The organism is Corynebacterium sp. KPL2734 (genome assembly GCF_040225595.1).
GTDB classification, from domain to species: Bacteria; Actinomycetota; Actinomycetes; order Mycobacteriales; family Mycobacteriaceae; genus Corynebacterium; species Corynebacterium rhinophilum.
The window spans coordinates 95,454-105,933 of sequence record NZ_JBEHFO010000008.1 but is presented as its reverse complement, the minus strand read 5'-3'; the positions used below and the strand labels follow the sequence as shown (position 1 = coordinate 105,933).

Sequence of the window (10,480 nt, the reverse complement as noted above, 5' to 3'; positions counted from 1 at the left end):
CCATGCACACAAAAATAAAAAATAAGTACATTGGCACACTATTGAGTTCTCAAACAACATCCACACACCACAAGAAAATTAACCAAACGTTAACCTTTCATCGGCGGCCCGTACTAACCTACCCAACAACCTGAACCAAGTCAAATCTTAGAGCCAAGTCAGTACAAAAAATCACTAAAAAGTAACCAACCGGCTACCTCTCGGCGACTCGCTAAAATTTATACTACCCCACTACACAACGCAAACTCGCAGGCCAACGTTGCTTTTTAGTGATAGCACGCGATCTTTCCATCGGGCCCATCGATAACGCGCACCGGAGTATTGAAGATGGGCGTCAGGATATCGTCGCGCATAATCTCCTCCGCCGGGCCGAATTCGACGATCTGCCCGTCCTTGCAGGCACAGATATAGTCCGCGTAGCGCGCGGCAAAGTTGATGTCATGCAGAACCACGATGACCGTGCGCCCCAACTCCTGGGCAGCCTCGCGCAGGTGGCGCATCATGTCCACCGAGTGCGAGATGTCCAAGTTATTCAGCGGCTCATCCAGCAACACGTAATCAGTTTCTTGGCACAGCACCATGGCTACGTACGCGCGCTGGCGCTGACCACCGGATAGCTGGTCAAGGTAGCGGTGCTGCAGTTCTTCCAAATGCAGGAAGTGGATGTATTTGGAAATGACCTCTTCATCGTGTTTATTAAGTCGACCCTTGGTATAGGGGAAGCGGCCAAAGCCCACGAGCTGGCGCACGGTCAGTTTCGTGACGAAGTGATTTTCCTGCCGCAAGATAGACACGATCTTCGCTAGGTCGGCCGACTTGCTGGACTGGATGTCATAGCCGGCGATTTCGATGCTGCCTTCATCCATGTCGAGCAGGCGCCCGATCATGGTGAGCATCGTCGACTTACCCGCACCATTGGGCCCCACCAGCGCGGTGATGCCTCCTTGCGGGATGGTCAGGTTGAGCGGACCAATAGCGGTCTCGGCGGAATAGGTTTTAGAAACGTTCTTTAATTCGATCACAGTCGGCCCTTTCGCATAATGACAAACAGGAACACGGAGCCACCTACCAGCTCAATGATGATGGACACCACGCCTTGGGCGGAAAATACGTGCTGCATGAGGAAGTAGGCCGCAATGAGCACGAGGAATGCTAAGCCCACCGCCATCGGAAAGATGTAGCGGTGATCGTAGGTATCGGCAAATTGATAAGCCAGCGTAGCTACCAAAAAGCCCAGGAAGGTCATGGGACCTACCAACGCGGTGGTCGTCGCCATCAGCAGCGAGACCAACACCAGCGTGTAGATCGCGTGTGCTTTATGGTTCACGCCCAGGTTGGTGCTGACATCGGCGCCCAAGGAAATCACGTTGAGCTTGCGCGCATTGAGCACCAAGAGCGTAGTGGCGATGGCCACGATGGGAATGGCGATGGGATAGTACTCGGATTCGGCGTTATTGACGGAGCCAAAAAGGCGCGCGGTCAGCACGTCGAACTCGCTGGGGGTTAGCATGCGCTGCATAAAGGTAGACAGCGAGCCCAGGCCACCACCGATGACCACGCCGACTAACAGCATGGCGTGCATATTCTGTTTTCGGTTGGTCAGCAGCCACGAATAAAGCACCAAGGAAAGGCCCACCATGACGCCCATTTGCATGAGGAAAGTGGGCACGGTGCGGGCTTCGTTAAGCCCACTAGCGCCCAGGAAGAAAATGGTCGCGGTATTGATGGCAACGTACAGGGACTCAAAACCCATGATGGATGGCGTCAAGATGCGGTTATTCGTCACGGTATGAAAAGACACCGTGGCCATGGCTTGGCACACAGCGACGATCGCCATGGCGATGAGGGCATCGGCGCGGCGCTGGGCGATGAGCCAAAACTTGCGCGTACCAAAATCCATCGGGTTGCCATAGGCTAGGTATGCAAAGGCCAAAGATACAGCCAAGATCCATACGCAGGCCAGGGTGATCCAGTATTTCTTGGGCGGGGCGGACATCTTAGTTAGCACGGGTCGACCTCACAATCATGATGATGAAGACGATGGCACCGATGACGCCAAGAATCACCGAAACCGGCATCTCGAAGGGGGCGATGATGACGCGGCCCACCAGGTCACACACGGTGACGATGCCGATGCCCAGCAGGCAGACCCAGGGCACGTTGGAGCGCAAGTCATCGCCGCGCATCATGGAGACGATATTGGGCACGATAAGCCCCAGGAATGGAAGGGACCCCACGACGACGGTCACCACGCCCGTGGCAATGGCGATGAGGCCGGTTCCCAGCAACAACATGCGGTTATAGTTCAGCCCGACGTTGGTGGCCACGTCCTCGCCCAAGCCAACTACGGTGAGGCGGTCGGCGTAGATATACACCGCCACCAGTACCAAGAGCACGATCCACAAAACCTCGTATTGGCCCTTGTATACCGCGGTAAATGAGCCCATGAACCAGATTCCCAATTGCTGGAGCATGTCCGTCATCAGCGCGAAAAACGTCGAGATTGCAGAGACCACGGCACCCAGCATGATGCCGATGATCGGCACGATGAGCGAAGAGCGCAGGTTCACCCGGCGCAGGAAGAGGAAGAATACGACGGTGCCCAGGAAGGAAAAGACCACCGCACCAATCATCTTGACCAGAATCGAGGACGTGGGCGCGACGACCATGACGATGAGCAGGCCCAACCCGGCCCACTCCGTGGTGCCGGTGGTCGAGGGTTCGACGAAGCGGTTCTGGGTAAGCAGCTGCATGACCAGGCCGCTCACAGCCATGGCCGCGCCGGCCAGCACCAAGGCGATGGTGCGCGGCAAGCGGGTAATGCCGAACATGGCGGCGCCATCGTCGGCGCCAAAAACGTCGTACTGCCCGGTCAGCAAGGAGGCAACGAGCAACGCGGCAACGATGAGCACGCCGAGGCCGAGCTTCCAATCCCAGACCTTTGTGCGGGTGGTGGTTTCCATAACTATCCTTTACGCACCTGAAAACCGGAGGGCAAAATCCCTCCGGTTTCCGGTTTTTAGTGGTGGCTAGTTCTTTTCAAACGCGTCTGCCATCGCGTTGAGCGTCTCCGTGAAGGTAATGATGTTTTCATTGGTGTAGGTATCCTGCGGAGCGGCAACGATCTTGCCTTCCTTCACGGCAGTCACGTTCTTGAGTGCCGCGGAATCCTCTACCAGCTTCTTACCTGGGGTATAGCCTGCTTCATCCTTGGCAATGGCACCGTCGCGGTCCATGATGAGGATGTAGTCAGGGTTGGAATCAGCGATTGCCTCGACGGAGATGTCATCGCCCTCGTGGTCATCGCTGGCGTTTTCCACCTCGAGGGAAGGCTTCATGCCCAGCAGCTCAAAGAATGGTCCGAAGAAGCGGCCCTTACCTGGGGCGATGTAGTTGATATCCCCACCGGTGGTGTTGACGGCCATAACGGTCTTCTCTGGATCGTAGGCGTCCTTAGCGCGGTCCAGGGCCTTGTTGAAGTCATCGACGAGCTTCTTTGCTTCATCTTCGTGGTCGAAGATCTTGCCCAGTGCTTCGGTCTGGCGGATGAGTTCTTCCGCCATGTCCTTATCGTCGCGCGGGGAGAAGTCCAGGACCGGAGTATCTTCCATCAAAGCCTCGATATCGGCCTGGTGCTGGGTGAAGCGCTGACCGTTGATGACGATGTCCGGCTCTGCGGCAACCAGTGCCTCCAGGTCGGGTTCGCGGTGCATGCCCAGGTTGGCCTCGATCGAGTCTTCATTGATCTTGTCCGAGAGGGTATCCGGGACGATGCCAAGCGGGGCGGCCACGATATTGACATCCCAATCCGCGAGGATTTCGAAGGCGCGGTTATCCGTTACCGCGACGCGCTCGAACGGTAGGTCCAGCTCGTGGGTGCCGTTATTATCTTCGATCTGCAGTGCGCTTTCCGATGTCCCCTTATTCGAACCCTGGTCCTCTTCTTCCGCAGTGCTACATGCGGTAAGTGCCAAGGAGGCGACAGCCACGACAGACAAAAGAGCGCGATGAATTTTCTTCATTGTGCTTTCCTTATAGACGAGAAACAAATGCCCCATTAACTTATCTTAAGTCACCCTAACCAATCAAGGTTGAGGGTAACCTTTCCTAAAGTACAGCGTCCAGCCCATAGAAACGCGCTGCATTGGCGAAGAAAACGTCATCAGCATGTACCCCCGCCGCCTCCCCGATGAGCCGGAAATCGTCCACCGAAAACACCCGGCTCGTCCGCTGCGAGGGCAAATCGGTACCCGCCATGAGGGCGGTGGGATCAACGTCGACAATGCGGCGCACCACCTCTCCCGGATCGAGGTCTACGCGCCCGAATCCGGTGGCCTTGACCTTTACCCCGGCATCGACAAGTTCTAAGAGGCCGTCTACTCCCTGCGCGCTCAGGCCCAGGTGGTCGATGCTCACGGCCGGCAGCTTCTTGAGCACTGGGGCCATATCGCCCAGCGTAGCCGCGTCGACATAAAGCTCCACGTGCCAACCTGCCAGGTCATAGATCCGCCAGGCGAGTTCCTCGAGGTCCTCCCGTGCTGCGCTGCCACCGCGCCGCAAGTTAAAGCGCACCGCCCGCACGCCCAAGCCATCCAACCGGCGGATTTCGGCATCGGGGACATCGGCAGGCAGCTGTGTCACGCCTACGAAGCTATCCAATTCCCCCAGGGCTTCTGCCAGATACCCCTGGTCAAAGCCCTGAAAGGAACCGGAGACGACCGCGCCGGCGGTGATATCAAAACCCTCACCGCGCAGCTTCTCGCGCCATACGTCATAGGCCGGAACCAAAAACTCCGGCGGCGTATAGCCCTGATTTTCCTGAATGGGGTGGGAAAAATCGATGATGTGGAGGTGGGAATCAAATACTCGCTGCATGGCCACTACCCTAGCCGCGCGCGGGGACTCTCATAAGAAAACCCCAGCTAGAACTGAATCCAGCTGGGGCTCTCGGTGGAGTTTCCGGGAACTGAACCCGTCTAAGCCATGGACGTTACTGGCCGAACTGTCACTTACCTGGACACCAGGGCGGCGAGAGTTGAGCCTAGTACTGAAGTGTCCCAGATTTTGTTCCGTGTGGATAGATGGGAGAATCTGGGACATTTCACTAACGTAAAGGACGCTTAGTATCCAATTGGGTACAAGCCGTCGACTATGGCACTAGCCTAAAAGTCAACTATTCCCCCCTTCCCCGTCCTAGAAGCAATCGCCGAAGCAATGGAGCCAGCACTACTCGCTAAGAAAGCTGCCTAACCTCGACGTTGAGCTTGATTTAATCTTTCAGGGGGTTAGTCCCTCCAAGCTTCATTTCGAACCGCTTATAGTCTTCGAGTGAAGCGAAATGCCGAGAGTACAAGTCAATGTCCTTTTCCACAGTCCCATACAAGGCAGGGGCAATATCTACGATGTGACGAACCTTTACTGAGCCATGTTCGGCGTCTCCTTCGTCTTCTTGTGCATGCGCCAACGCCTGTACACGCTCCGAGGCAGCTTCGTCCGTATCTGCATAGACGATATAAAAATCTTCACGGAAATAGCTCTTTTGCGTCCCGACACGAGACAGCTCGAATACCACTATTCCTACGTAAGGTTCCATGCTTCACCTTCTCTTAGTCGAGGTCGTGCAACCTATCTCTGCTGACACAACGTGGAAGTGTTCACGTTCGTGAGTTTAACAAGTTTTTCATCTGGTACCCCGATCAAGTAGTCACGATGACTGATACGGAATAAAAATAGCCCCTCACCTGCAAATGCAGGTGAGGGGCTCTCGGTGGAGTTGCCGGGACTTGAACCCGGGTCCTTCGTCACCTTGCCAGGGCTTCTCCGTGCGCAGTTCGCACATGATCTCTGCTCGGCCCTCCGGTTCGGGCGAACTCGTACCGGATGATGGGCCCAGTCACCAGTAAGAGTCCCATCTGGCCCTGATGACACAGCCAGACGGCAAGTTCCTTAGTCGATGCCAGGTTCTAGGTCAGGAACGAAACCTAGGCTGACAGACACGCGTCGCTGTAATTAGGCAGCGAGGGCGTAGTCACGCTGAGAGTTCTTCTCTGCGTTTATTTGTTTGCTACGACGCTTAAACGGTGGTCGGCAGCCTTCACCGGCACGCTTCCCCTGGCGCAGTGTACGAAGTCGAAACCAAATCAACCCCATAGCACTGTAGGGACGGGATAGTGCATCATTCCCTACGGTTGTTCCAACACTACCGCAGACGCTTCTATTTCTCCAAGTGCTCTTCCAGCCACTCTTTTAAGACCACCGCGTGGTTAATCTTGCGGTCGGCGGCGCCAAAGAGCAGCGTCAGGTCCCCCTCTTTTGCCAAGGAGAGCAACTGGGTGAGCTCTTCGGCTTCGCGATCATCGAGCTCGGCGCGGTAGCGGCGCGAAAACTCCTCGAAGGAATCCGCGTCATGGCTCCACCACTTGCGCAGCTCGGGGCTGGGGGCCACGTCCTTGAACCACTCGTCATAGTCCAGGTCCGCCTTGGCGATGCCCCGCGGCCACAGGCGGTCTACCAAAACGCCCGTCCCGGAAATGGAGTCTTCACCCTTGACAGCATCGTGAACCTTTACCGTTTTAAGCATTAATCCCCTTCACGCGGCGGCCGAGCTCGCGGGTGATTTCGCGGTTCTGGTCGCGCCGCTTGATGTCTTCGCGCTTGTCATAATCCTGCTTACCTTGCGCGAGCGCCAGCGACAACTTCGCGTACCCATTTTTGAGGTACACCTTGAGCGGCACCAGGGTTTTATTGCCATTGCGCACCTGCCCGTAAAGCTTGTCGATCTCCCGGCGGTGCAGCAAGAGCTTGCGGGTGCGCCGCGGGCTGTGGTTGGTCCAGGACCCCATCGAATACTCCGGAATGTGTAAATTCCGCAGGTACACCTCGCCATTATCAATGGTGGCGAAGGCATCATTGAGCGAGATTTTGCCCTCCCGGAGGGATTTGATCTCCGTGCCGAGCAGGACGATGCCACACTCGAATTCTTCGAGGATCTTATAGTCGTGCCGGGCCCGGCGGTTGGTCGCAAGCGTAGCGTCCCCGGAAGCCGCCTTCTTATTCTTCTTGCCCTTTTTAGCCATAATTACCTCAGTGTACTGCTCGTTTACCACACCCGGCAAACGGCTTAGCGGCGGACATAAGAACGCAGGGTAATCTGCGCGGTGGCAGCGGTAACCGCCAAAGCGAGCAGCCCCACCAGCGGCAGTGCAATCCACAGATCGCTGGACTTCATCGGTGCCAGCAACTGCGATTCATACAGGCCCTGTAGCGCAGGATCGATCACTTGGGATTTCGCCAGGAGCAGCCCAGCGCCGCCAAGGACCACACCGATAAGGGAGGCGAGCACGGCTTCTACCACGAATGGCGCCTGCGTCATCCAGCGCGAGGCGCCCACCATGCGCATGATTTCGGTCTCACGGGTGCGGTGGAAGGCGGCGATTTGCACCATATTGGCCACCAAGAAGATAGCTGCAATGGACATCACGATGGCCACGATGAAGGTGGCGGCGCGGATGGAATCGAGGTTGCTTGCCGCTTCACGCACCTCCTCTTGCTGATCCACGACCTCTTCTACCGCCGGGTTATCCCGCACGGCATCGATGGCGGAGGCTTCCTCCGGGTCAACGAGGCGCACGTGCAACGCTGCGGGAAGCGCATCCGGCGAGGTTTGTTCCACCATCACCGGGTCGGTGTCCTGGAATAGCTCGCGGAAGCGCTCGTAGGAGGCCTCCCGGTTGCGAAATTCCACGGACTCTACAGAACTATCGGATTCCAGCTGTTCCTTTAAATCCGCGCAGGCAGGAGTGGTGCAGTTTGGATCCGTGGCGGAAATATCCTCGTTGAGCTGCACCATAACCTCCACTCGGTCCAAGTAGATTTCCTTCGTATCCTTGGTGAGGTTGGTGACCATAATGCCGGCAACCACGGCGCCGACAGAAATGGCCGTGGTAATGATCATCGCGATGGTCATCGTCAGGTTGCGACCCAAGCCCTTGCTGGCCTCGCGGAAGATGAATCCTAGCTTCATGCCTGCTCCTCCTGCGCCGAATAGGCGGCGTTGTGTTCATCGCGAACGAGCGTGCCATCGCGCAATTCCAGCACGCGCCTCTTCGCCTTATCCACGGCGCGGGAATTGTGCGTAGACATCACGACGGTGGTGCCACGTTTGTTGATGCGCAGCAGCAAGTCCATGATCCCGTCGGCGGTGGCGGGATCGAGGTTGCCCGTGGGTTCATCGGCAAGCAGCAGCTTCGGGCGATTAACCAAGGCGCGTGCGATGGCCACGCGCTGCTGCTCACCGCCGGAAAGCTCGTGTGGCATCGCGTGATGACGGTTTTCTAGGCCCACCATCTCCAGTACCTGCGGTACCGCGGTGGAGATGCGGTGCTTGCTCTTGCCGATGACCTCCAGGGCAAACGCCACATTCTGGTACACGTTCAGCTTGGGCAGCAGCCGAAAATCCTGGAATACGTAACCAATGGATTGGCGCAGGGCGTTGATATCCTTGCCGCTTAGCTCGTTGACGTGAAAATCGCCGAAGTAAATATCGCCTGAGGTCACATTGCTATAGCGCACCATGAGCTCTAGAAAGGTGGACTTTCCGGACCCTGAAGGGCCGATGAGGAAGGCAAACTCACCGTCCGCAATCTCAAAAGACACCCCATCGAGCGCGGGGCGGGACTGGGCGGAATACACCTTAGTCACGTTATTGAAAGTAATCACCCCGCCACTGTAGCAACCAAAGTTGACAGCAACCTGTGAACGCTATTTAGTAGTGTATTCTAGAACACAAAATCTGGTGCGCAATGATGCCCGACCCGATCGACAGAAAGTGCCGATACTATGGCCGAGACTAAAACCAAAGAAAAACCGGAGAAAGCTAGCGGCTTTTTAGGCACCGTAGAAAAGATCGGCAATAAACTCCCCGATCCTTTCTGGCTCTTCGTCATCCTCGCGATAATCGTCGCCATTACCTCTTGGATTGGCCATCTGATTGGCATGAGCGCCGAGGATCCCAAATCCGGCGATACCATCGAGGTTGAATCCCTCCTGACCACCGAAAATATCTCGCGCATGGTCACGGATGCGGTGGAAAATTTCACGAGCTTCCCACCATTGGGCGTCATCCTTGCCGTGATGCTGGGTGTGGCCGTAGCCGAGCAGTCTGGGCTCTTGTCCGCGCTCGTGCGCGCCATGGTGACCAAGGTCAGCCCAAAGTTCCTTACCTTCATCGTTGCGCTGGCCGGCGTGACCGGTTCCGTGGCCTCCGATGCCATTTATGTCATCCTCATCCCGCTGGGCGCGATGGCCTTCCACTCGGTGGGTCGCTCCCCCATCGTGGGTGCCATGGTGGCCTTTGCGGCGTCCTCGGCAGGCTTCAACGCCTCGCTCATCCTGAACATTACTGACCTCCTGCTGGCTGGTATCTCCACTCCTGCCGCGCAGTTTGTGGATGAGGCTTATGAGGTCAGCCCGCTGGCCAATATCTTCTTTGTCATCCCATCCGCCATCGTGCTGTCTCTTATCATCACCGCCGTCACGGAATGGTTCATGGTGAAAAAGGCCCGCGACCTGGTCAACCACGACAAGATCAATTACGAGGAAGTCTCCTTCTCCCAGGCCGCCGGCGCCGCTGATAACGAGGCGGACGAGGAAGAAAGCGACGTTGATTTCGAGGAAGAAGAAGACGAGCTGCGGGTAAAGCCGGAGGAGCAAAAGGGCTTGGCCGCCTCTGGTATCGCGCTACTTATCTTCCTCGCGGGATTCTTCGCCCTGCTCTTCATCCCGGGCTCCCCGCTCGCTAGCCAAGAAGATAGCTTTATGGAATCGCCGCTGATTAGCGCGATTGCGGTTCCCATTGCCCTGGCGTTCTTGGTCTGCGGCATCGTCTACGGCATCTACGCCGGTACGCTGAAGTCTGCCTCCGACGTGCCAGATTTCATGGCTAAAGGCATTAAGACCTTGGTTCCCATGCTGGTGCTCTTTTTCGCCGTCGCCCAGTTCTTGGCGTGGTTCCAGTGGTCCAACCTCGGCGTCTGGACAGCGATTAAGGGTTCTGAGCTGCTGCAGGCATGGTCGCTGCCGCCCATCTTGATGTTCGCCGCACTCGTGGCCATGGTGGCAGTTCTCAACCTGTTCATTACCTCAGGTTCCGCGCAGTGGGCACTGATGGCGCCGGTGATCGTCCCGATGATGATGTATGTGGGCATCTCGCCTGAGGTCTCCCAGATGCTCTTCCGTATCGGTGACTCGCCGACAAATATCATCACCCCGATGTCGCCGTACTTCGCCCTCGCACTGACCTTCCTGCAGCGCTACTACAAGCCGGCGGGCGTTGGCACGTTGATGTCGCTGGCGCTGCCGTATTCCATCGCCATGATCGTTGGGTGGTTTATCTTCTTTATCGTGTGGTACCTGCTGGGTATCCCACTCGGGCCGGGCGCCCCGATGCACTACCCGGCTTAAGCCTGCAGAGCGCGGTTGA

At 56.8% G+C, this 10,480-nt stretch carries 11 protein-coding genes and 1 other RNA gene; 1 reads left to right on the top strand and 11 read right to left on the bottom strand.

From position 1 onward, the window contains the following. Positions 1–266: 266 nt before the first annotated feature. The 11 genes from ABRP88_RS07165 to ftsE form a co-directional block, all read right to left on the bottom strand. Positions 267–1,022, bottom strand: a complete 756-nt coding sequence (locus ABRP88_RS07165; RefSeq protein WP_023025818.1) for an iron ABC transporter ATP-binding protein — start codon at positions 1,020–1,022, stop codon at positions 267–269. Then, positions 1,019–1,996, bottom strand: coding sequence for an iron chelate uptake ABC transporter family permease subunit (locus tag ABRP88_RS07160; protein WP_237801509.1), 978 nt, complete (start codon positions 1,994–1,996; stop codon positions 1,019–1,021). Before ABRP88_RS07160 ends, ABRP88_RS07165 begins: the two co-directional genes overlap by 4 nt. A 1-nt stretch (position 1,997) precedes the next feature. Beyond that, on the bottom strand, positions 1,998–2,963 hold the full coding sequence (locus ABRP88_RS07155; RefSeq protein ID WP_349836763.1) for an ABC transporter permease: 966 nt from the start codon (positions 2,961–2,963) through the stop codon (positions 1,998–2,000). 66 nt (positions 2,964–3,029) lie between these two features. Then, entirely contained in the window at positions 3,030–4,022 is a 993-nt protein-coding gene (locus ABRP88_RS07150; RefSeq protein WP_502879876.1) for a siderophore ABC transporter substrate-binding protein, read from the bottom strand. A gap of 85 nt (positions 4,023–4,107) precedes the next feature. After that, a complete protein-coding gene (locus tag ABRP88_RS07145) occupies positions 4,108–4,875 on the bottom strand; it encodes an amidohydrolase family protein (protein ID WP_284785002.1) in 768 nt (255 codons plus the stop codon). A gap of 394 nt (positions 4,876–5,269) precedes the next feature. Continuing rightward, positions 5,270–5,593, bottom strand: coding sequence for a DUF4288 domain-containing protein (locus ABRP88_RS07140; protein ID WP_023025804.1), 324 nt, complete (start codon positions 5,591–5,593; stop codon positions 5,270–5,272). Between the two features lie 172 nt (positions 5,594–5,765). Beyond that, positions 5,766–6,148: a transfer-messenger RNA gene (gene ssrA, locus ABRP88_RS07135) on the bottom strand. Between the two features lie 66 nt (positions 6,149–6,214). Next, positions 6,215–6,580: a DUF488 domain-containing protein gene (locus ABRP88_RS07130; RefSeq protein WP_349836760.1), complete on the bottom strand. Its 366-nt coding sequence runs from the start codon at positions 6,578–6,580 to the stop codon at positions 6,215–6,217. Then, a complete protein-coding gene (gene smpB / locus ABRP88_RS07125) occupies positions 6,573–7,076 on the bottom strand; it encodes an SsrA-binding protein SmpB (RefSeq protein WP_023016945.1) in 504 nt (167 codons plus the stop codon). Before smpB ends, ABRP88_RS07130 begins: the two co-directional genes overlap by 8 nt. 44 nt (positions 7,077–7,120) lie before the next feature. Then, entirely contained in the window at positions 7,121–8,023 is a 903-nt protein-coding gene (gene ftsX / locus ABRP88_RS07120; RefSeq protein WP_349836759.1) for a permease-like cell division protein FtsX, read from the bottom strand. Then, positions 8,020–8,718, bottom strand: a complete 699-nt coding sequence (gene ftsE, locus ABRP88_RS07115) for a cell division ATP-binding protein FtsE (protein ID WP_023028469.1) — start codon at positions 8,716–8,718, stop codon at positions 8,020–8,022. Before ftsE ends, ftsX begins: the two co-directional genes overlap by 4 nt. A gap of 120 nt (positions 8,719–8,838) precedes the next feature. On the opposite strand from ftsE, the gene ABRP88_RS07110 reads away from it, so the two are divergent. Next, positions 8,839–10,461: an AbgT family transporter gene (locus tag ABRP88_RS07110; RefSeq protein ID WP_349836757.1), complete on the top strand. Its 1,623-nt coding sequence runs from the start codon at positions 8,839–8,841 to the stop codon at positions 10,459–10,461. Positions 10,462–10,480: the final 19 nt, after the last annotated feature.

Coding starts and splice junctions, on each gene's coding strand:
- ABRP88_RS07160 (WP_237801509.1), bottom strand. CDS start 1,996: ATGTCCGCCCCGCCCAAGAAATACTGGATCACCCTGGCCTGCGTATGG.
- ABRP88_RS07155 (WP_349836763.1), bottom strand. CDS start 2,963: ATGGAAACCACCACCCGCACAAAGGTCTGGGATTGGAAGCTCGGCCTC.
- ABRP88_RS07150 (WP_502879876.1), bottom strand. CDS start 4,022: ATGAAGAAAATTCATCGCGCTCTTTTGTCTGTCGTGGCTGTCGCCTCC.
- ABRP88_RS07145 (WP_284785002.1), bottom strand. CDS start 4,875: ATGCAGCGAGTATTTGATTCCCACCTCCACATCATCGATTTTTCCCAC.
- ABRP88_RS07140 (WP_023025804.1), bottom strand. CDS start 5,593: ATGGAACCTTACGTAGGAATAGTGGTATTCGAGCTGTCTCGTGTCGGG.
- ABRP88_RS07130 (WP_349836760.1), bottom strand. CDS start 6,580: ATGCTTAAAACGGTAAAGGTTCACGATGCTGTCAAGGGTGAAGACTCC.
- smpB (WP_023016945.1), bottom strand. CDS start 7,076: ATGGCTAAAAAGGGCAAGAAGAATAAGAAGGCGGCTTCCGGGGACGCT.
- ftsX (WP_349836759.1), bottom strand. CDS start 8,023: ATGAAGCTAGGATTCATCTTCCGCGAGGCCAGCAAGGGCTTGGGTCGC.
- ABRP88_RS07110 (WP_349836757.1), top strand. CDS start 8,839: ATGGCCGAGACTAAAACCAAAGAAAAACCGGAGAAAGCTAGCGGCTTT.